Consider the following 22,885-nt stretch of genomic DNA (forward strand, 5'->3'; position numbering starts at 1 on the left):
TTTTGCAAACATAACATCTTGATACTGCTAAGTAAAATAATCAGAAATTTTTTGTCCAAAACTTTAATCAGTCAGTTACTTTCAACGCGTATCGGGTTACAATGTTGCGCCGGTACGACTAACTGCCAGGTCCAGGATGCATTCCAACCGTCAAAGGTTTGAAATAGTCTTCTCACTTTTACGTTTCTTGACAGGTCTGCCACTTTTCGAGGGCTTGCGGCGTAACAGTTGAAAGGCCTTTGCTTTACTCTTACGTATGCACCGTGTTATTTGTTGCAAACAGGATTTTACTTTCTTATTTGTTCTAATTCGTCGAATCATGTTGTAATTAAGAATGCAACTGATATTTTTGCACTTTTTACTGTTCTTGCTCTAAATGAAATTTCAGTCTTATTCCCTCGGGAAGTCGTCAATAGTCTATAAGCTTCTAATCATAGTTGGATTTGCGTTTTCGCTCGCAGCATGTGAGTGGGGTGATGAGATCGAATCCCTGGCGCAACCCGATCCTGACGATTTTGCCGTGTTAAGTACCGATACTGTTACCATCAAGCTTTCCACGATCGGTACGGATTCGCTGATGACCGGCGCGGCCTCACGGATGCTCTTGGGTACCTACAAGGATCCCTATTTTGGTAAGGTAAGGACGATGAGCTTTTTTCAGCCGACTCTGAATGGCGGGCTGAGTTTAGCGCAGGAAGCCGAGTATGATTCGCTGATACTGTCGCTGAGATACGATAATTCTTACAGCTATGGCGATACGACCAAGCCGATGAATCTGACGGTTCATAAACTGCTTAAGGATATTACCGATATTCCTTCCGGCAGTGCTTACTGGAACCACAACTCGACTCCCTATGAGCCTGCATCGATCGGAAAGATAACGATTGTGTCAAGGCCTACTACTACCGCGCTTTTAAGAATCCGGCTTTCAGACGCACTCGGGAAGCAGGTTTTTGAAATGGCGAAAAATAATCAGTTGACTTCCAATGCCGACTGGATCAACCTAGTAAAAGGATTGGTCGTAGTGCCCGCGGCGACCGATAACGGCCCCATCATCGGGTTTAAATGGAACATCGACAGCACTTCCGTGCAGCTTCATTACCATACCCCTTTGGTAAGCGAGTTCAAAAAGGATTCGACCATATTTAAAGTTACCGCAAACTATAATCAGACAATAGCTGATCCTGCTGGAACACAGCTTGCGAAAATGCCGGACAACACACGCCGTTCGCTGCCATCCTCGCAATCAGGGAATATGGCATTCATGCAGGCGGGAACTGGTATTATGCTACGTGTCGATCTGCCTTACCTGCGCAATCTTAAGTACACGCAGTATACAGCTATCAACAAGGCTTATTTGCGGGTTAAACCCTTACGAGCCTCAGTTACCGATGCCTTCAGGGTTCCGCGCGTGCTTTATCTATACAGGCTTGATAAGAATAACCAGTTTTATACAGATGGCAATGGGGCGCCTCTGCCGGTGACGTTGCTCGGCACAGAGGGCGGAGTGAGCAGCATTTATTTCAATGATTTGATTAAGAACGAGCAGTATTACCGTTTCGATATCAGCTCTTTTGCCACTGAAATAATGGTCTCAGAAACCAATGATATCGGTGGTTTTATTATCCGCAGCAGTCCATTCGGTTCAAGCGGGACTTTCCGTGATGCGGGTAGCGAATTCGCCCGTAGTGTCGACCGCCTAGTGGTAGGAGACCAGTTGAATGCTGACAAAGGTGTTGAACTTGAACTGTATTACACCAAGGTCAAACCTAAATAGTATTTAAGATTAGTAGAGGGAAGGGGCAGGCAGCAATGCTTGCCCCTTCTTTGCTTACATGACCACGCCATTCTTGGGTAGTATCTTCTCAGGGATCTTATCAGCCCCGATCAGTTGCAGCAGGTTAATCTCAATACTGCGCGACAGGGAGGTCATGGGAATGTCGTTGGGCCCGTTCTCGAACGGGTTTTGCATAATATAGGCGATCCATTCCATGTAAAAGAACAGGAAGGAAATCGTGAACGTAATCGGAATGGCAATGCGGCCGATGCTTTCGACCAGGCCCATTGGAAGTACCAGTGTGAAGATAAATATCACCAGGTGCACAAAAAAGGCATATTGGGTAGGAAAAATCGTATTCTTGATCCGCTCACATTTTCCCATCGCATCGCAAAGTCTGCGCAACGTGTCGTCAAGGTTCTGATAGAGCAGCGTCTTGATTTGACCCGAATCGTGTAGTGAAGCTACCTTGAACTGGATCAGGTTCAGTATGGCGTTGGGGATATTGTCTTGTGCGCTCACATACTGGTGCTCTTCGGTAGTCAGGTGCAGATCCGCATACACAAGTACTTGCGTGCGGCGTAACGAGTTGGCCAGCGAATAGCACCAGGCGATTTGTAAATGGGCGATGTTGGAGACTAGTTCGTCTTTTTCTTTTGAAGGCGCTTCGATAAAGGCCATTGCCTGGCGAACCAGCGTGCGGCTATCGTTGACGATCTCGCCCCAATTTTTGCGGGCTTCCCACCAGCGGTCGTAGGCCGAGTTGGTCCTAAAACCCAGCAACAGAGAAAGCGCTGTGCCGAGAATAGTAGTGATGGAAATAGGAAAGGAAAGAAAGTGCCAGTTCTGATGACTGAAAAGGTAAAAAACCAGTGTTGCGTAAGCAGTTACAGCAACGACGCCCACCCAAATACCTTTGAGCAGGCGCCAGATCGAAAAGACCTCTTTAACGTACATAAATTTTTATAATAAGTTCTGTGCCAAAATATAAAAAAGCGGGCCATAGTAATGCCTATGACCCGCTTTTTAAAATAAAACAATATACGCTTAATGCGAAGGTGCGTCGGCGATGTTGCCAGGCCTTGCAGGTTGTTGTCCCTTCTTGCCGGTCGCCAGCTTTTCGATAGCCACAAATAATACAGGCACCACAAAAATCGCCAGCGAGGTAGCGGCAAGCATACCACCAAATACTGTCCAGCCGATGGTTTTTCGCGACTCGGCCGCCGCGCCGCTTGCAAACGCCAGCGGAAGTACGCCCAGGATGAATGCCAGCGAGGTCATAATGATAGGCCTCAAACGAAGTTGCACCGCTTCCAGCGTCGCTTTGACGAGCTCCATACCGTTGTCAACCCGCTCCTTGGCGAATTCGACAATCAGGATCGCGTTTTTGGCCGCAAGACCAATCAGGGTAATCAAACCGATCTGCGCGTAAATGTTGTTGGACAAATTCGGCAGGAATGTCAGCGTCAGGATCGAGCCGAATGCCCCGATGGGTACTGCGAAAAGCACAGAGAACGGTATCGACCAGCTTTCGTAGAGCGCTGCCAGAAACAGGAACACGAATACGATAGAAATTGCAAAAATCGTGGTTGTACTGTCACCCGCTTTAATCTCCTCACTACTCATACCTGAAAACTCGTAGGCGTAACCCGCCGGCAGTTTGGCCGCTTCCTCGCGCAACGCGGTGATCGCCTGACCACTACTGAAACCAGGCTTAGGCGTTCCGTTGATCTCCACTGAGCGGTAAATGTTGTAGTGGGAAATCAATGCAGGGTTTTCTACCACCCGGGATGTAACCAATGCGCTGAGTGGCACCATGTTACCTGCCCTGTTTCTGACGTAAAACTTCTGGATTTTATCCAGCGAGGAGCGGAAACTGCTGTCGGCCTGAACCATCACGCGGAAGTTACGGCCATAAAGGTTGAAGTCGTTGACATAACTACTACCCAGAAGCGTGGACAGGGAATTAAACACGTCATTGACCTGCACGCCGAGCTTCTTGGTTTTGTCACGGTCTACATCAATCTGATAGCTTGGCGTCCTCGCATTGAAAAATGTGTAGGCCATCGCAATTTCAGGGCGTTTGTTTACCCTTCCTAAAAACTCGCGGGCAACCGCTTCGAATTGCTGGATATTGTCAGTGCTCGTTGATTGCTGCAACTGGAATGTGAAACCTGAGGTCGCTCCAAGACCTGGGATCGCCGGAGGGGCAATCGCAAGTACACGGGCTTCCTTAATGTCGGCCGTACGTTTCTGGATTTCCTTAATTACGGCCTGCACATGGTGCTCGGCCCCTTTGCGGTCGGCCCATGGGTGAAGGCTCACAAACATGGTACCCACGTTGGATTTGTTTGAAAAGCTGATCACGTTCAGACCGGCAAGGCCGCCGACTACTTTTACTTCCGGAATGGAGGAAACCCGCGACATGATGTCTTTGATCATCGCCACGTTGCGTGTGGTCGAAGTAGCTTCCTGCATTTCATAGGTAACGAAAAGACGGCCTTCATCTTCCACGGGAATAAAACCCGATGGTTTGTTTTTAAAGAGAAAGAATAGCCCCACAAACAGACAGACCATCATTACCAGCACCAGCGGCGTGGCTTTGATCCATTTGGAAACGCCTCTGGTATATGAGCGTGAAACCCGGTCAAACCAGCGGTTGAAGCGGTCGAAGAATTGTTCAAGAAGGTTCTTCTTATCGTCAGCACCTTTCGAAGGGCGCAGCATGATCGAGCAAAGCGCAGGGGTTAGTGAAAGCGCTACAAATGCAGAAAGCAGAACGGAAACAGCGATCGTGATCGCAAATTGCTGGTAGAGTCGTCCTACGATACCCGGTACGAAACCTACCGGCACAAACACAGCCGCAAGGATCAACGCGATCGCAATAACCGGGCCGGAAATATCCTTCATCGCCTGCTCGGTAGCAGCGCGGGGCGACATTTTCTTCTCATCGATATAGTGCTGCACCGCTTCCACCACCACAATCGCGTCGTCGACAACTATACCGATCGCAAGCACGAAGGCAAAGAGCGTCAGCGTGTTGATCGTAAATCCGAAAGGAATGAAGAATATAAAAGTACCGATCAGAGAAACCGGGATCGCAAGGATCGGGATCAGCGTCGCGCGCCAGTTTTGCAAAAACAAAAACACCACCAGCACGACAAGGATCATCGCCTCGCCAAATGTATGTAGCACCTCCTCGATGGACACTTTCACCACCGATGCAGTTTCAACAGGGATCACGTAATCGATGTCTTTCGGAAAGGTCTTCTTCATTTCGGTCAAGGCCTTCATCACACCTTCGTAGGTGTCAAGCGCGTTTGCACCAGGAGCCTGGTAGATCAATACGAATGCGGCAGGTTTACCACTTACGAATGCATTCACGCCGTAATCGAACTTACCCAGTTCCACGCGTGCTACATCGCGCAGGTATACCACACTACCCTCGTCGGGCGATGAGCGCACGATGATATTTTCAAACTGCTCTTTGGTATTCAGCCGGCTGTTGGTCAGCACGCTGTATTCAAATGCCTGGGCGCCTGGTTGAGGGGTGCCGCCGACGGTTCCGGCCGCGATCTGCAAGTTCTGCTCTGCCAATGCCGCAGAAATGTCCGATGGGGTCATTCTCAGGGTGGCCAGCTTTTCGGGGTTTAGCCAGATACGCATACCAAAGTCATCGGCACGCGAGACGATATCACCCACACCTTTTACGCGTTGAAGTGCGTCTTTAATGTAAATGTTGGCATAGTTACCGATGAACTGCGCATCGTGCGTGCCATTGGGCGAGTATAAGGCCAGCGCGATCATAATGCTCGGTTGGCGTTTGCGGACAGTCAGACCAAGGCGCTTTACCGCATCGGGAAGGGTGGGCTCGGCCACGCTCACGCGGTTCTGTACGTCCAGGGCGGCGATATTGACATCGGTACCAACGTCGAATGTAACGTTAATGCTGCTTTGCCCACTGCTGGTACTGTTACTGGACATGTAGGTCATGCCAGGCACACCGTTGATCTGGGTCTCAATAGGGGTGGTCGTCGTTTGCTCGACCGTCTGCGCGTCGGCACCGGTAAAGTTACCGCTAACAGTTACCGTGGGAGGGGTAACGTCGGGATATTGGGCCACCGGCAGGGTGGTAAGGGCAATGAGCCCCACCAGGACCAGCACCACCGAGGATACTATCGCGGTGACCGGCCTTTTTATAAAAACATCTGCAATCATTTCGTACTGGTTTATGAAATAATAAAAGGGACCGGCTGCTTATTTTTTCTGAGGGCCGCCCGGTTGCGGGCCACCCTGATTGGGTGCGCCTTCCTGCACAACTGCTCCTTCGCGAAGGTTCTGCACACCTTCGACCGCGATTTTCTCGCCTTCTTTAAGGCCGTCTTTAACAATGACATTCGGACCGATGGCCGTACCAAGGACCACTTTGCGCTGGGTGACCTTGCTGCTATCGCCTGCCACGTACACAAAGTACTCGCCCAATTGCTCAGTTACGGCCTTGTAAGGGATCACCACAGATTTTGAACCTGCATTGTTCAGTACCCTGACCGTGCCGCTCATGCCTGCACGGAGCTGGTTGTCCTTGTTGGGGAATATCAGACGGGCCTTGATGCTTCCTGTTTGCGGATCCACGGCCCGGTCGAGCAGTGCGATTTTGCCGTAAGCCGGGTAAACGTCCGTGCCGAATTTGATCGAGAATGTCGAATCGCTCGCCTTTTGGGATTTGAGCAGTGAAGTGAAGCGGTAAATTTCCTTCTGGTCCACATTGAAGTCGACTGCGAGCTGACTATCGGTCGAAACCGTGTTCAGAATGGTCTGGCCCGCTGACACAGGCGCGCCCACCTTCACTGCCGAAATACCGATCACACCATCAAAGGGCGCGGTAACTTTGGTGTAGCGCACGCTGGTTTGGCTTGCTTTAATGCTGGCCTTTGCGGCGTCTACCTGTCTTTTTGCCACTTCCAGAGCAGCGTCTGCATTATCCACAAGCTGTTTGGCCACAGCGTCGTTTTTTTCGAGCTCATGGTAGCGATCCGCATCTTTCTGGGCACGGGCCAGGTTAGCCTCCTGTACATTCAGGGTAGCGACAGCCTGGTCGTAGTTGGCATCGTACAGCTGCGCGTCGATGGTATAAAGCAGCTGGCCTTTGCGCACGCGGGCCCCGTCGGTGAAATGAATGCCGGTAACAAAGCCGGTGACCTGAGGACGCAGCTCGATTTCGTTAAGCGGCACGACCGTTCCCGGGTACTCGTCATAATAGGAGGCCTCTGATGTTGTCACTGCTGTTAAAGTCACCGGAACTGCCGGCGGGGCAGTGGGAGCCTGTTGCTGATCTTTTTTGCCGCACGAGAAGATCATCAATGCAAGCAGGGCGGGGTAGTATTTGGTGGTATTTAAGAACATATCATTAAAATATTTTCTAATGGAAGCTGGTGTTAATGAAGGCCGTAATCCGCGGCCTGCTATTGAATATTGATCTGTCCGAGCGCTTTCTGAACATCGATCTTGCTGGCTAGCACCTGGTATAATGCGTTGTAGTAATTGATGCGCGCCAGTCGAAGGTCGGTTTCGGATGTAACCACTTCCAGATAAGTTTTGATACCCGATTTGTATTGCAGCTGGATCACATCGTACACCTCACGGGCCAGCTCGACATTCTCTTTCTGAGCGAGCAGATTGGTCAAATTGCCCTTGTAGCTGGCCAGTGCGCTCGCGTATTCAGCGTTTACGTTGTTTTGAAGGCCTTTCAGGTCCCAATCCAGGCGTTTGAGCTGCCATTCAGCCTGTTTGGTATTTGCCTTCCTTTTTCCGCCCTGGTAAATGGGTAGTGAGAGGGTCAGCAAACCGAACGAATTGGGATAATTCTTGTTGTAAAGGTCTGAAAACTGGTTATTCTGAAAGTTGAGGTTATAAGCCCCGTTCAGTGAGAGGTTCGGCAAATAGCTCCATTTGTTGTAAGTCAGATTGGCTTCCGCCAGCTTTTTCTGGGTTGCCAGGATCTGGTACTCGATCCGTGTGTTCAGATCGACATTCTGCAACGTGTCTAAGGCTATCTCGCGTTCCATTTGCAAGGTATCATAACTGATTTCCAGCGCTTTGCTCAGGGGATAGCCCATCAGCGTTTTCAGGTATTCCAGTTTGGCTTTTAAGACTTCTTCGTTGCTTTTCTTGTTGGCGCGGGTGTTGTTCAGGGAAATAGTTGCCCGCTTGTAGTCGATCTTGTCGGCAACGCCTGATTTATACTGGTTTTGGGCGTCTTTCAGGCTGCGTTCGAGGCGCAGGATGTCTTCGCTGGCTACTTTGATCTGCTGGGTGGTGGCCAGCACATCGTAGAATGCTTTGGAAACATTCACAGCCAGGTCAGTCTTGTTGTTGACCGTGTTCTGGCTCGCTGCAAAAAGTACATCGCCGCGGGTGCGCCTGGCCAGCAATACGTCCCGGTTGAAGATCTGTTGTGAAAGCGTGAACTGTGCGGCGGAAACGTTGTTAACCCCCAGTTTCACCGGATTACCGGCGATAATGCTGGTCTGAACAATAAAGTTGTGCTGCAAGTTGTAGTTGAAGCCGATCTGCGGGTACCAGTCGGCCAGTTTGGCGCGGACCTGGTTGGCCGTGATCTGCTCGTCGATCAGCGATTGCTGGATCGCTGGCTGGTTTTTTATGGCATAGGCGACCACATCCTGTAAAGTTGCCTGCTCCAAGACCGGCGCTTCCCGGCTACTTTCCTGGATGCCCTGAGCAAGGGCGGTACTGAGCAAATTCAATAAGAGGAATGCCGAGCTAAGCGCCAAACGCGTTGTTTTTTGTGGCTTAGACCAATACTTCATGTAGGTGTTAATTAGAATTTTGAATAGAGATAAAGTGCTTCTGTCTGATGATGAACAGGTTTAATAATTGAAAAAAAGCGTGATAGCAGTCAGCTATCTGTGGCTGGGAACCGGATTTTGACCCCCGAAAAGAAAGGACTGAGCGGCGTAAGCATGGCCAGTAGGTTTAGAGATTATTTTGTAACAATCGGTGACATAATTCATCTGCGTATAAGCAACCCCGTTGTCCGATTGTACTTATTAAGGATTTATCTGAGGGAATAGTTTCCTATGTATTTGAAAAAAATGGGCAACGCACTATCCTTTCTTTAAAATGTGTAATTTTTAAAGAGAATTGTGCTTTGCAGGACATTTCAAGGGCATTTTGTAATGCGTAAAAATTACGCACAGACGTTATTCGAGATCCGCCTGGTGCTGCGGCCATACTTTCTCGATCAGGGCGGCGAAGAGGATCACCAGCACACAGCCGATCAGGTTTAGCCAGAGAAATGCAGTCAGATCTATCACGTAGCTAGCGATCACGAATATCTCACCGATAATGCCTCCCCAGAAAACCGCCCGGCTGCCGATGTTCTTAAAATAAAACGCGACCAGAAATATGCCCAGAATAGTCCCGTAAAAAAGAGAACCCAGGATATTGACCGCCTCGATCATACTTCCCAGCCGCGAAGCGTATTGCGCTACGGCAATGCAGAACACACCCCAGATGACTGTCGCCCAACGCGAAGCGGCCACGTAATTGTGCCCGTTGCCATCCTTACGGATGATCCGCTTGTAAATATCGATGATCGTACAAGAGGCTAGCGAGTTATATGCCGCCGCAACAGAGCCCATCGAGGCCAGTAAAATCACCGCGATGAGCAGGCCCACCATTCCCGCTGGCAGGTAGTCGATCACAAATCGGAGGAAAATGTAGTTCACATCGTTGGTATCGCCGCCGTTGGCTTTGGAGAGCACAGCGGCTGCTTCTTTGCGAACGTCCTTTACTTTTGCTTCCAGTTCGGTAAGGATTCCCCGGGACGCCTCAATGGCCTGCTGGTCGTCCTTTCGAATTGCTTCGGTCAGGGCCATTACCTGGGGCCGCTTTACGGACTGGATCTGTTCATGTTGCTTTTCCAATGCGGCATATTCTGCCGCATACGGGGTCGATCTGACATGATCGGCGGCCGTCTGGTTAAAGAAAAGAGGGGGCGTAGTGAATTGGTAGAATGCAAACACGAGCACTCCCACCAGCAGTATCAAAAACTGCATCGGAATTTTTAGCAGCCCGTTCATGGCAAGCCCGAGCTTGCTTTGGCCTTGCGAGCTGCCGGTCAGAAAACGTCCGACCTGCGATTGGTCGGTACCAAAGTAGGATAGTTGCAGAAAGAACCCGCCGATCAGCCCCGACCAAACATTATATCTGTTGTTCAGGTCAAAAGTAAAGTCGATCAGATTCACTTTGCCCATCTTGCCGGCCACATGTAAAGCGTCAGTGAAAGACACCTGTGCAGGCAGAAACTTGACCACCATCACACCTGCTACGACCATCCCCACCGTAATAATGCCCATTTGCTGCAAGTGGGTGTGCGAAACCGCCCGGGAGCCGCCCAGCGTGGTGTAAAGTATCACAACGCCTCCCGAAATAATATTAGTCCAGGTAATGTCCCAGCCCAGAATGGCAGAAAGGATCAGCGAGGGGGCATAAATGGAAAGGCCCGTCGAGAGCCCGCGTTGCAAAAGGAACAAAAATGAGGTGAGCGCGCGCGTACGCAGGTCGAAGCGGCCTTCGAGGAATTCGTAGGCGGTGAATATTTTGAGCTTGCCGAATTTGGGCACGAATGTCACGCAAAGTACCACCATCGCCAGCGGCAGCCCGAAGTAGAACTGCACAAAGCGCATACCATCGGTATAGGCCTGTCCGGGCGCGGAAAGAAAGGTGATCGCGCTTGCCTGGGTGGCCATTAGCGACAATGTCACATGGTACCAGGGCATCGATTGACCGGCAAGCAGGAACGAATCCATCGTATGCTTTTCGCGGCTGCGATAGATCCCGTATAATACTACAAAAAGAAGGGTAAACGAAAGAACGATCCAGTCGAGTGTGCTCATTGAAAATGGGTCATAAATAAATAGAAGAGGACAATTTGTAGCGCGAGCATGCCGATCAGCAAAATGTAAAGCTGTTTCCAGCTATTGACAAATGGGGGCAGCCCGTCGCGGTCCTGCGAGCTATTTTCTTTTATGATCATCGTTCGGGTCGAAAGGTTTAGTACTCAAAAATGGCCGGGTATTGTACCACAAGCAAAAGTAGAACGGTTTTAACTTACTTTTAGCATGTAAAAATGTTAACGAAGCGTTAACGGTAGCCATATGGGTAATGGCGCCGGGCAAGACCGAACAGACTAATCGACTAGTTTATAATTATTTATTTTTAGGGAATATTGCAATCCCGAACCAAAACTATCGACTCGCGAAAAACTACCTGGCCTTCCTTCACTTTTTCTGTACCGGTTGTCGGCGATCTGCTCGGAAAGAAACTCCCGCCGACTTCGACAACAGCTATGAGGCCCAGAAGGATTCACCGGTCCGGCAGTATCTGTCCCCCAAACGTATTGTGTGGATGTCCGACCGCGGTGGCACCCGCGTGCTGGATGCGTCCAACCTGCTCGGGAAAGGTACCGGTCAAGCCGATCTGGTCCATCAGCATTTCACAAAGCTCGTCAGCAAAGAAGGCCATCAATGCGCCCAAGGGGAGAAGTTTTGCGTTAGGATTCAATCCTTTGCCTCCGAGCGGAGCGAAGCAGGTAGGCTGAGGGTGACCGTACCCGTATACACGCTCGTATAATACGCGTGCGGGGATGGATCCGGCGCTGACGAATGAGAAGCAGCTATCTTCCTCCGAATTAGTAAAAACATTGGAAAAGAAGATAGCTACTTGGTGGCGCAGGTTAGCTCGGGGAATTATGAATTTGCAGTGAGCAGTAGGGTAATTAGCTAACTGTTTCGTTTACCAGCCGGTCGACACAAATGCTGAGGCTGTCCCGCCAGTAGGGTATTTCGATGCCGAAAGTATTTTTGATCTTTGATTTATCCATAACAGAATAAGCCGGACGAACCGCCCGTGTTATATATTCCGAAGTTTTAACCGGATTAAGTTTCACGGTAGTTTCGCTCAGGTCGAAAACCGCTTTGGCAAAATCGTACCATGAAGTTACGCCTTCGTTGCTGTAATGGTAAATGCCGTAAGCCTTGTTGTCGGCCTCGACGATATCCAGGATTGTATTGGCAAGGTCGATCGCGTAAGTAGGGGAGCCCACCTGGTCTACAATCACGCCTAATTGCTCGCGTTCGCGGCCGAGACGAAGCATTGTTTTTACAAAATTATTTCCAAATTCGGAATACAGCCAGCTTGTGCGGATGGTGTAATGCTCCGGGAGGATTTCTGCGATAGCTGCTTCACCTTCAAGCTTGGTAAGCCCGTATATATTTTCGGGTTCGGCCGGATCGGTTTCTGACAACAGCTTGGGGACATCCCCTTTGAAGACAAAATCAGTTGAGATGTGTATGAGAATTGACTGATGTTTTTTGCAGACCTCAGCAATATACGCAGCACCGTAGCGGTTTACTTTCCGACAGGTATCCACGTCGTCCTCTGCTTTGTCTACGGCTGTATAAGCAGCGCAGTTGATCACATACTGTGGTTTTTCGATAGAAAACAGCTTATCTAGAAGGGCTTTGTCGAGGATATTGGCTTGTTCTTCTGAAGGAAATGAAATGTCCGTGAGATTACGTTCTGCTGAGATCTTTTTAAGACAGCTCCCCAACTGCCCTGAGGCACCTAATACAACTATTTTCATTGAGTATTTTTATAATGCGTTAAATACAAATTTAAGGAATGCCTCAGGGAACGGGGTATTATTTGTTGATTATTATTTTGCGGGAAGTGGTTTTACCTTTTTCGTCTTCCACATCCACTACATAAATCCCGGCGGGGATGCTGTTCACATCAATACCATTTTCGTAGGCCCGGTTGACCGATATGATGCGTCGGCCATTAAGGTCCCAAATCGAAACGCGTTTGATCTTCCGGCTGTCCCGGACAAAAATGCGGTCGCGTACCGGGTTCGGGTACACCGCGGTTTCCACTTCATAGGGGGAGCTGCTCTGTGGTTTTATTATTTCGGTGCCTTCATCAGCTACAAGGCCACTATCCGCACCGGGTGCCATTTCGCGGGTGGCCGACAGGTCCGCCCCGAATGTGTACGCCAGGTAGGTATTTGGAATAATGGCCGCGTTGGTCGTCATGGAGCCCGCGCTGGTATTGCTGCTTGCACCAAACAGCGATACGGCATCAACTGTCGAAGGGATTTTTACCCATTTTGAACCATTCCAGCCGATGATATAAACCTTGCTCAAATTCCCGCCCGGTGCCAACGATCCCATTCCGCTTTCCAGATGCCACGATAGCGTGATTTTCGTGGCAGTCGCACCATTGATATCCCAATATTCCTGGGTCGAAACCTTACCGATATTGGCGTCCCTGCTCGTCGCCGGGAAGGGGGCACCTGTCGGAAGCGGAGGGTAATTGCCGCCTTTGTGGCTGGTTGTGACGCCTACTGCCGGGTTAGCCGAAAAATAGGCCCCGGTGGTTCCTTCTGCCGCTGCCGCGAAAGGGCGGTACACGGAATTGTCGCTGGTGGGGAACACAAAACGGTTGCTACCGGTAACTTTCACATAGCCATCGACCATGTTGGCGGTAATAGTGGCCGTACTTGGATAAGTTACTTTGCCGAATGCGACGCGATCAGTAAATATCCTGCGCCGTTGCGCGTGCACGCTGTTCATTCCGATCAGCAGCAAGCATATTATACCTAAAACATGTAGAGCCCTTCTCATTCTTTCCTTTATAAATTCTAACTGTATATAACATATTGTGTTACACAAAAATAGAATTTATACTACACATAAAAAAGTGTACCTATGAAAAATGAACAGGTGATTTGAGGGTAAACGAAAAAAGGCGCCATTGGCGCCTTTTTTCGTACTTTCGGTTGTGGATACTGTAAGATAAATTCTATTGCCCGCGTCCAAGAACCATTACTTGTACTGTTCTGAAAATCAGCTGTACATCGTCAAGAACGCTATAAGATTTAAGATATTGAAGATCATATTTGAGACGCTCGACATTCTTTGCGACGGTGTCTGCATAACCTACATTGATCTGGCCGATCGAGGTAATGCCGGGTTTAACAGTGAGCAGGCGTTGGAAATCATGCGGAGCGGCCTCCATCAGCATGTCAACGTCGTATTTGTACAACGGACGTGGTCCGACTACCGACATCTCGCCTTTCAGCACATTGATAAACTGCGGAAGCTCATCAAGGCGCGATTTGCGCAGGATACGACCTATCGGTGTAATTCGCGGATCGTCGTCACCTTTGGAATGCTGCAAGCCCATTTTGTCGGCATCTACCCTCATGCTGCGGAACTTGTAAATGTAGAATAACTCGCCCCAGCGGCCTGAACGCTGCTGCTTGAAGAACACCGGTCCTGGCGAGGTAATCTTGATCGCCGCCCACACCAGGAAAAATACCGGCGCGCCGAGAATCATTACGATAATTGAAAAAATTAGGTCGAACGCACGTTTTACCGTCTGCTCGTTCAGACTTGAAAACGGTTTGGTGTTTACCTGAATGATCGGATAGATATCGTGGTACTCGATGGTAGCCATATTGGTCATAAATCCGCGAAAATCTGGCACAAGACGTATGTGCGTGCGCTGGCGCTCGCCTAAGCGGATTACTTCTTTGACCTGCTCGTCGTTCATTTCTGAAAGGCAGCAATACAGGTAGTCGAGCTGCTTTTCTTTGACCATCGTTTCGAGCGACTCTATCGGATTTTTTTCCGAAGAAGGATCAATAGCCCCTGAGAAACGATAACCAAGTTCTTTTCTTTCGTTGTAGAAATCACGAATGAGCGTGGCAAGGTCGCCTTTTCCTACAATCGCATAGCGATTGTAGTTGTAGCCCGCCTGGCGATACACTTTCAGAAAAAGCACAGCACCTGCTCGAGATGCGGAAGAAAGTGAGATAAACATAATGTAGGTCATCAGGAACTGATAGCGCGAATATTCTTGCCCCTGTTTGCTAAGGTAAAGAAAGGCCATCATCACTGCTCCGTGTATGGTTACCGCTTTTAGGAAACTGGTCAGTTGCGTATTGAAGTGATACGACAACCGGGTAAAACGATAAGTTTTAAAAACATAAATCGTGAAAACCCACACCAGGTTCGCGACCAGCAGCAGATTTACATACTGATTTTCGAAGAGCGTGGTGATACCATTGTCAAATCGAACAACGTAGGCGAAGAAGAACGATAGATTAAGGAGCGCGACGTCCGTCCAGAGGTGAGCCTTGGGCAGTAGCCCAGGATAGTGATTTTTCATAAGTTGTAACGTTGAGTAAAGGATGTAATGGCACGAAAAAGACCGTTTAACCAATCACAAACCCGATTAACAATTTTCGAAGAAAAGTACTAATCTTTTATAAATACAAGTTTACAATTTTTCTTACAGAAAACGCAATTGTGTAGTATTAATTTTTCGTAGATCTGTAAAGAAAATAATTGCGCTTTTCCATGACTAGATTAAGGATCAGATGGAACCATCCAAATACGCCTAATTTTTAATGTTTTTGATAGAATTGAAAAGGGGAGCTCACCCACCTTGAGGTACAAGTCGTAACACTAGTTAGAAACGGAAGATTCAGCTTGCAAAATGGACCTCTTGGATAAGTCCAAAAGATTGTTCCATCGAACCATTTTCTTGGCAAGATTAAAACTTATAATTGTTTAGTGCCAATTATCGTCAGCAAATTGGCAGGACAACAGCCTACAAATGTGGAATATACCGGCATGATGTGGGCAAGTGTGCTAGCCGCTGGTCGTTACTGTGAAATTACCCGTAAAGAGGAGCTCGCCGGCGGCTTCAACTTGAATGTTTCTAACAACCAGATTTTGATTAACGGACACGACATGGCCGGCATTGATAATCACATAATCCTTCGGTCCCGGCATGCGCCCGGATGACCAGATCGAACGATCCTGCCACACGCCAGACGCCGTTGAGAAGACAACATCCGAAAATAAAGAAGTGGTTTGGAAGTTTTTGAACATCAGTGAGTTCGTCGTAGTACCAGGCGTGCCAAACCAATCCCGGAGTATGTCGGAATAAATTCTTCTGAAGTCCACCTGCATTTTGAGGTTAACATTCGTCTCCCGGGAGTTGATAAACATCGGATCGAGGTCCGTGGTTAAATTTGGATTCGTACCAACCATTTGCCTTTTCAAGCCCGTTCCAAAAACGAACATGGGCGAAGAGCTTCCATGATCTGTTCCGTAGGACGCGTTTGAGTCGACACGTCTTCCGAAGTCGGAGAAGGTAAGGCCAATGACTTTATTTTCGGTTCCCTGAAGTTTTAGATCACTTTGAAATGCGGTAATGGCTTCTGACAATAACCGAAGCAACCGGGCATGTTCGCCCTCAGCCGTATTTGTGCTGGTGACTTGCAATGCGTGCGTATCGAATCCACGAAGTTCGGCAAAGTAAATTTTTGATTGGAGCCCGCCGTGGATAAGGCGGGCGATAATTTTGAGTTGCTCTGCTAATGTATTGCCGCTGATAGCAGCAGGGTATGTTGCCAGATTTTGACCTGCATCGGCGGCCGCCTTGATCTCAGCGGAGTATCCTACTGAAAGAATTTGTTGCCGGCGGATGAAATCGATCCTTCGCCCGGCTTCACAGCAAGGCAGATCGGTCGACGGTAATTGTTCCATTTGACCAACCAGCTTATAAAAGCTTTCGGGATCCTGGATAGTCACGTTCATGGGTTGCTGCGGCCCGAGTAAGGTGGTCGTACTCACAGAGCCAATCTGCAACGCAAGCGGGTCCTTCATGGTTTGATTCGGGTATGAGGTCGGAAATCCCGGATATCGGTTATCCAGATATCTGCCCGCCCAGCCGGTGTCGGCAAATTGGTTTGAATCGACTCCTGTCATCCAAATGTCCGACGAACGATAATGGGAGAAGTTGGGATTGGGATAGGAAACAGAATGGATAATCCCCAACTTACCTTCATTGAACATGTCACGCATCCCTGTCATTACTGGATGAAATCCAGTTTCTGGATATCCATTTAGTTTTAGAATCTGATTTTCAGGGATTGCTATATTGGTCCTTAATTTATAGTACTGCGAATAAGAGTCTAGCGGAATGACTGTGTTTAATCCGTCGTTTCCACCGTTCAGGTATATAATTACGAGAATCTTATCCTCATTTGCCGCGGCTGTCGACATGAGCGAGCGGACAATAGGTGAGTCTCTCGTAAACGTTTTGAGATTCAGTCCGTTTACCGTAAGTGGTAAGATGGTCGATGTCGCGGCAGCGATAAAGTCTCTTCGGTTCATTTTCTTCAGCACATTTGATATTCTGCCATGCGCAGCATTTGACGCATTAACTGTTGCCCTCTGTAAAGAACCACTGCCCGGTATTCTGGCTTGCTGGGGGTGGTCCGGTAATTATTCCATTCCCTGACCCAGTTTTGCCGGGTCAAACCTTTCATCATTGCATTGTCTATAAGGAAGTCTTTCTGAGTCTGATTCAGATCAGTTGCAAAAAGGTATTTTACAAACTCGTCATATATTTGCTCGCAAGTAATGGCAGCGGTTCCGGCAACATCAGAAAAATTAGGTTGCAGGGAGGAGATCCAACCAACAAAATCGATGCCAATTACGTATCCTGCCTTAATAGCGACGTAAGGGTAAATAAGTTTGTTGCTGATAAGGTTACGCGTACCAAGCGTTGCACCGTTGATCCAGTTATCGGAATAGCCCGTGAGGTAATAGGGAGGATACCCGAATACAGATGGCTGATCGAGAATGATGTATTGCAGCGAGTTCAGCTCTTCAAAAACGTATCTGCCATAGTTTTTAAAAGCTTCATATTCCGTATTCATGTCCGGAACTGGCTGCTGAAAAAAACGTAACAAGCCAATCGTCCATTCCGCAGGGGATTTGATAATGGCGCCCCTGTTGATTTCTGCAAAGAATATGTTGCTTGATAGCAGCCGCCTCAAAACGGGTTCTATTTCAAAGTTATTTTCCGCACTGGCAAAGAAAGTAGCTAATGGGACAATGACATTGTCTTCGATATCCTGGGTCACGTCTGAGTTGACAAACCATCTGTAGAGTTCACGGCAAATGTATTTAGGTGACTCTTTGTGCGACAGCAACATATTGATGAGGTCGAGTAATTCGGCGGGACCGGCTTCGGGTCCGGATCGGCCGGTAATTACTTTGTTGCCGTAGTATGAGGAGAAAACTTTATTGGATTCATCGTGCCTGTCCGGTGTGAAAGCCGAGCCAAAAGTAAGCGAATTCGCGGCACGATGATTGATCACCTGCCAGCCTGTAAGCGCTCTGGCCGCAGCCCTGACATCGTCTTCAGCGTAATTTTTGTTTCCGTAGAAATCCTTTTCTCCCACTACGAAAAGCTCCTGCAATTCCCTTGCATAGTTCTCGTTCGGCCTTCCTTTCACATTTTCGTTTCCATTCTGAAAGATAAGCATTCCCGGGTCTGTGGTCATTTCTACTGCCAGCGTACGGAAACTTCCAAGGGCTTTTGTCCTGATCAACTGGAGATAGCGATACATCATCCGATAGTCTAACACGACGCTACTGGATACTACGAAATGATTTTGCCAGAAAGCACTCAGTTTTTCGAGGAGTGAAGGCTTATTGTTTTGCAGGGCCATTAACCCGATCCACCAATAATTGACATACCTACCGTAGATCTCCACTTTGGTTTTGTTGTAAGGAAGACTTAGAAACGGTTGGCCGTAAGTTGAGCTGGTGTTATCCAAATCCCGCGGAGGCGGGGGCGTAGCTACCGCGCTGCAGTTCTCGATCAGGCGATTTACCGCATCTGCCGCCGACAGGCCGACAAACGCACTTACTTCGCTGCGGGTAGGACCAAATGTGGCTCTTCGCAACAAGTGGGCTGCAGTTTTATCTGTTAATAGTGTTGAATAGGTGTCCAAATAGGCCATCGTAACCTCGTTCTTTAAGTTGCCCAATGAAATTCTTCACAAATATAAAGTAGGTTACGAATTTGTAAAAATACTTCTATTGAAATATAGAATTAATACTATATTTTGATGTTAAAGTTATGAAAATGAGGAGATAGGATTGGTTTGGACTTTACCGGATCGTCTTTTTAACTGACATAGACATGCCAAAAGCACTGTTAAGTAGCTTTCCCCTGTCCATTGCAATATCCATCTTTATCGACCAGTCTTTGGGCAAGTTCCTCACGACACCAAGGTATCCTGAGAACTGCTTTACTCTACTGAAAAAAGGCGGGCCAATCACGTACCGTTCATCGCCGAGCGAAGACCCGATAGCGCTGGTCCCAAATGTTCCGAAGTTATTGGAGAAGGTGAATTTACTCGTCACATCGAAACCTGATACGTTCATAACGATGCCCAAATTAAGTGCCCTGACGCGGTTGTTCACGAAAAACTCCTGGTTTTTGGAAATCAGGTCTTTACGTCCGTCACTTTTTGCTGTGATAAGCGGTGTCCCTAGTCCAAGCCCGTTAAATGACCACCCGTCGGTATATAGATAATTATTGTAGTAGTTTTCATCGCCCGATCTGGTAGGCTTGGACCACAATTCCCCAGCCTGATTGACCGAATAGAAGTATTCCACCACAATTCTTTTCCATTGAATGGCTGAAGGGTTCGCATTTTTGTTCAGGATTAGGAGCCCGTTCAGTCCGTCGCGGATATTAGCCAGTTTTGCCAATGCGCCTACATCGTAAAAATTCTGGCGGTAAAGGCCAATTCTGACGTTTGATAAATCATACTCCAGTCCCAAGTCGATTGAACCTAGATGGTTGCCTATTTTGGACGTTTCTACGCCGCGAAGGCCGTGACCGTAACGCTTTCCGGTAACTGCATACCAGAAAGTTTCAGGTTTAGAAAGTGTGCCGTTAGCTCCGTAGATTTTTTTCGTATCTCCCCAAAAAACCTGGTGGTTAAACCCTCCAATCAGTTTGAGATCCCAGGATGGTTTTCCGAGTTTTATATACAATGATTTCTGATGAAAATAAGCAAAGTCTTTTTTGTCGGGTTGCCTGATCGTATTGATTGTGCCCAAAGGAATTGTGCCTACCCAACCGTGCGTAAAATTCCCTTTGACCGAAAGCCAGTTTTTCAAAAAGGGAATGGCGTAGTATTCCGGAATGGCCAGTTCTATCTGTGGAATGCCCAGCGCGTTGCCCGAAATGGCGAATGAACCTGATGAAAGGGTGGAATCGGCGACCAGTCCTGTCAATCTTTTTGACCTTCCCAGTCGCGCCTCGAAAATGCCTAATCGACCTTTAATGTAGGCCTCTGTCAAGATGGCATTGGATGATTTGCCCCAGTTTTGGCGGAGTTCTACAGATACGCCCCAGTCGGTGAGCTTTTTCTGCCTCGAAACCTGGTATTCCCGCTGAGCAGTTGCGATGAAGCCACCCGATGCGCCCGACAGTGGGATACTTCCGAAGCGGTTCGCACGCATCCAAAACGGTACTGCATCGCCGGTTGTTGCCGAGGCAAATATTTCTCCACTTAGCACGAATGACGGGCCCTCAGAGAGTACAGAGATCTCTTGGCTGACATTTTTCTCACCGATCAGATCCATCTCATCTTTTTTCAAGTGTGCCCGGTTGCGGTCGGAATGCTGGACGTTACCTGTTCTCAATGCAAATCCAACCTGTAAATCGATCATACTTGAATGGTTCAATGCAGAAATTAGGCTGCCAGAAGACAGGAAGAATTGTTTCCATTGAACCCCCAGACCTGCATTGAAGCCCACGATTTGCTGATACGTTAGTGGCGCAAATATTTTGAAATCTCCGCTGTACCAACGGGGCGTGACACTTACCCAGGAAGGGTTATATATACTTTGGATTCTCTCCGCTGATCTCAGTCCCAAACCTCCAGAGAGCTTTGTTGCAAAATGATTAGTGAACGTATAGTCTACAAATGCCCGGAGCGTTGTCGGTAATCCTATACTATAAGCTCTGGCATTTTTTTCTTTGAGCGAGAAAAATTTGGGATAGCGGTCGAAAACGCGGGAGGTTTGGCTTATTGAAGAATTTTGAAAGTTTGCATTGAAATACAAACCATTTGCATTATCAGGTATATGGGTAGAATAGGACTTGCTGTACAGAGAATCAGCCTGATAACGAATTCGCCCAATGTCCGTGACAGACAGCCCCATTTCTATCTTCGGATGCCCGGAATTTTCCTTGTATTGATAGACAAGCCCAAAATCGGCGCCGATGGAGCCAAGTCCACCGCTAAGAATATTTCCGATGTTGAAATTGTCCAGCAATCTGCCGGAGGTCCGGGTTTCTATATTGCCAGTAGAAGCACTTAAATAGCTGGTCTCGTCAGTATTATTCAATTTAACATTACCGGTGAGCTCGTGAAGATTAATGGATGAATTGGCCAGTCCGCTGTAATACCGAACTGTAACACCTCCCGATAAGGAGTAATTTTCCGCGGATACCAGGTTCCTGCTGTAAGTCAGGCCAATGTCCGACAGAGCGCTGATATTCAGCTTCGTGTTTTTGGACGGATCGAGGCTATAAGGATAAGAGTGCGTGAATTTTGCAAATTCACCGATTTCACCTGATAGTCGGGAATCTACATCCCAGAAGTTGGCCATCATGCGAAATCTGGTCGATAAACCAATCGATGAAGCCCCGCGGTGAAAAGTAAAGGATGGTCCGTTGACGGTCAGATTTGCAAAGCCGTTAGAAAAACGGTTATTCCCCAATACATTCTGACGTAGCTTTGATGGATCAAATGCGAATGTATTGGAGAGCGACAGTCGCGCGGTATTTGACCCTGCTTTTGCTTCCACCGACAACAGGTTGAACATCCATCTGGCACTTGTGTCGAGCCTCGCGCTCGCCGGGTTCAATTGAAAGGAATTATCGTAAAGCTGATACGAGTGGGCTATTTGAGCAAAAGCAGATGTTCCTGTCAAAAGAAGGAACACCGTCAGATTTTTTTTCATGAATCGTTGAGAATTTTAGTGTCAGGGAAGGGTAGGCTGCATTACTTGCGATAGACACCATGCCTGGATATCTTCGATAGGAACAAAATGTCGGGTTTCTGTGAAAATTTCACAAAATCGTCGGCCGCAATATGTCCAGGATAGGTGCCCCAAAATGCCGACTTTCTCGCGTTCTTCCAGATCATAACATAGGACAGACCCGAACCCCGGACGACCGGATATAGAAAGTTGGTATACCAGTCCTGAATGGGCATCTGCCGATACCCCGTTTCCATTATCGCGGATGGCTTGCCTTTTTCCCGGGCAATTTCCGTCATCGTGGTAACCATTCTGGTCGCATCCGTGATAAATGTCTCGTGATTTTTTGGCCCGTCATAAATATCAGCTCCGATCACATCGACATAATCATCGCCCGGATATCTTTCCAGGAACTCACGTCGGGATTTGAATTTGTCGGTACAGTATGCGAAAAGTACATTATTAACCTTCTTTTTATCTTTCAGATAGTCAACGGTATACCTGTAAAGTTTGATGTATTCCTCGGGAGTGCAGTGCTTTTTTCCCCACCAGAACCAACTGCCCGTATTTTCATGAAACAGGCGTAATACAACCGGAATACTTTGACCGTCGCTTGCCTGGAGATTTTTCAAATAATTTGCTACACGATCCAGCCACTGGTCATACCTTTTTAGATTGGTAGCATCGCTGAATAATTTATGGATTGTAGAATCGGTAGTGCTTTTGGCCGTTTCAGTAGGACTTACCGGATTGTAGCATAACCAGGAAATGGTATTTATGCCACCTTTTTCATAAGCCAGCTTCACATTTTTGGCTATTTCGTCCAGCAACACGCCCTCGAAATTCGCACGATCGTTTATTTCCAGTTTCCCAATGTCCCAACCAAATACAGCCGGGTAATCGCCGACGAGAGTCCGGATATCCGAGCTGTCTTTTTTGTATTTCCAATGAATTCCATTCACGAGGTCGTCCTGGTGGCCGAACATCGTGCCGTTCTTAGCCATATCGTGCAGGTTCTGCAATAGCAACCTGGTCTCAGATGTGACAGAAGCATTCACCGGAGTTTCCTGGCCAATCGCAGGATTGGCCATTTTCAACAAGATGCCTAATATGACTGTGATATATCGCTTGTTAATCATGGTTGTTTTCGGGT

15 protein-coding genes are annotated in these 22,885 nt (G+C 48.1%); 2 read left to right on the forward strand and 13 right to left on the reverse strand.

Annotation, left to right across the window (positions count from 1 at the left end; genetic code table 11):
• The first annotated feature begins 376 nt into the window (after window positions 1-376).
• A complete protein-coding gene (locus tag AAHB90_RS07080) occupies window positions 377-1,777 on the forward strand; it encodes a DUF4270 family protein (RefSeq protein ID WP_342084234.1) in 1,401 nt (466 codons plus the stop codon).
• Window positions 1,778-1,831: 54 nt separating this feature from the next.
• On the opposite strand, the gene AAHB90_RS07085 is transcribed toward AAHB90_RS07080, so the two are convergent.
• The 6 genes from AAHB90_RS07085 to AAHB90_RS07110 all read right to left on the reverse strand — a co-directional run bounded on the left by AAHB90_RS07085 (window position 1,832) and on the right by AAHB90_RS07110 (window position 10,835).
• Complete coding sequence (locus AAHB90_RS07085; protein ID WP_342084235.1) at window positions 1,832-2,734, reverse strand: bestrophin family protein; 903 nt, start codon at window positions 2,732-2,734, stop codon at window positions 1,832-1,834.
• Window positions 2,735-2,824: 90 nt separating this feature from the next.
• A complete protein-coding gene (locus AAHB90_RS07090; RefSeq protein WP_342084236.1) occupies window positions 2,825-5,995 on the reverse strand; it encodes an efflux RND transporter permease subunit in 3,171 nt (1,056 codons plus the stop codon).
• Window positions 5,996-6,034: 39 nt separating this feature from the next.
• Window positions 6,035-7,180, reverse strand: coding sequence for an efflux RND transporter periplasmic adaptor subunit (locus AAHB90_RS07095; protein WP_342084237.1), 1,146 nt, complete (start codon window positions 7,178-7,180; stop codon window positions 6,035-6,037).
• Window positions 7,181-7,239: 59 nt separating this feature from the next.
• Complete coding sequence (locus AAHB90_RS07100; RefSeq protein ID WP_342084238.1) at window positions 7,240-8,604, reverse strand: TolC family protein; 1,365 nt, start codon at window positions 8,602-8,604, stop codon at window positions 7,240-7,242.
• 393 nt (window positions 8,605-8,997) lie between these two features.
• On the reverse strand, window positions 8,998-10,695 hold the full coding sequence (locus AAHB90_RS07105; RefSeq protein ID WP_342084239.1) for a sodium:solute symporter: 1,698 nt from the start codon (window positions 10,693-10,695) through the stop codon (window positions 8,998-9,000).
• On the reverse strand, window positions 10,692-10,835 hold the full coding sequence (locus tag AAHB90_RS07110) for a hypothetical protein (protein WP_170118858.1): 144 nt from the start codon (window positions 10,833-10,835) through the stop codon (window positions 10,692-10,694). Before AAHB90_RS07110 ends, AAHB90_RS07105 begins: the two co-directional genes overlap by 4 nt.
• A 371-nt stretch (window positions 10,836-11,206) precedes the next feature.
• Between AAHB90_RS07110 and AAHB90_RS07115 the strand changes: the two genes are divergently transcribed.
• Window positions 11,207-11,431 carry a hypothetical protein gene (locus AAHB90_RS07115; RefSeq protein ID WP_342084240.1) on the forward strand — a complete coding sequence of 75 codons (225 nt, stop codon included), beginning with the start codon at window positions 11,207-11,209 and terminating at the stop codon, window positions 11,429-11,431.
• A 145-nt stretch (window positions 11,432-11,576) separates the two neighbouring features.
• Here AAHB90_RS07115 and rfbD read toward each other — a convergent pair whose 3' ends face one another.
• From rfbD to AAHB90_RS07150, 7 genes are all read right to left on the reverse strand, one after another.
• Window positions 11,577-12,443, reverse strand: a complete 867-nt coding sequence (rfbD, locus tag AAHB90_RS07120; protein ID WP_342084241.1) for a dTDP-4-dehydrorhamnose reductase — start codon at window positions 12,441-12,443, stop codon at window positions 11,577-11,579.
• A gap of 58 nt (window positions 12,444-12,501) precedes the next feature.
• Window positions 12,502-13,482 carry a T9SS type A sorting domain-containing protein gene (locus AAHB90_RS07125; protein ID WP_342084242.1) on the reverse strand — a complete coding sequence of 327 codons (981 nt, stop codon included), beginning with the start codon at window positions 13,480-13,482 and terminating at the stop codon, window positions 12,502-12,504.
• Between the two features lie 178 nt (window positions 13,483-13,660).
• On the reverse strand, window positions 13,661-15,031 hold the full coding sequence (locus AAHB90_RS07130) for a sugar transferase (protein ID WP_342084243.1): 1,371 nt from the start codon (window positions 15,029-15,031) through the stop codon (window positions 13,661-13,663).
• 485 nt (window positions 15,032-15,516) lie between these two features.
• Window positions 15,517-17,061: a DUF1501 domain-containing protein gene (locus tag AAHB90_RS07135; protein ID WP_342084244.1), complete on the reverse strand. Its 1,545-nt coding sequence runs from the start codon at window positions 17,059-17,061 to the stop codon at window positions 15,517-15,519.
• Window positions 17,055-18,635 (reverse strand): DUF1800 domain-containing protein, encoded by a 1,581-nt coding sequence (locus tag AAHB90_RS07140; RefSeq protein ID WP_342084245.1) that lies wholly within the window; start codon window positions 18,633-18,635, stop codon window positions 17,055-17,057. Before AAHB90_RS07140 ends, AAHB90_RS07135 begins: the two co-directional genes overlap by 7 nt.
• A 205-nt stretch (window positions 18,636-18,840) precedes the next feature.
• Window positions 18,841-21,714 (reverse strand): DUF5723 family protein, encoded by a 2,874-nt coding sequence (locus AAHB90_RS07145; RefSeq protein ID WP_342084246.1) that lies wholly within the window; start codon window positions 21,712-21,714, stop codon window positions 18,841-18,843.
• Window positions 21,715-21,755: 41 nt separating this feature from the next.
• Window positions 21,756-22,871 carry a glycoside hydrolase family 26 protein gene (locus tag AAHB90_RS07150; protein WP_342084247.1) on the reverse strand — a complete coding sequence of 372 codons (1,116 nt, stop codon included), beginning with the start codon at window positions 22,869-22,871 and terminating at the stop codon, window positions 21,756-21,758.
• Window positions 22,872-22,885: the final 14 nt, after the last annotated feature.

The sequence above is a fragment of the Dyadobacter sp. OTU695 genome (genome assembly GCF_038440355.1).
Lineage (GTDB): Bacteria > Bacteroidota > Bacteroidia > Cytophagales > Spirosomataceae > Dyadobacter.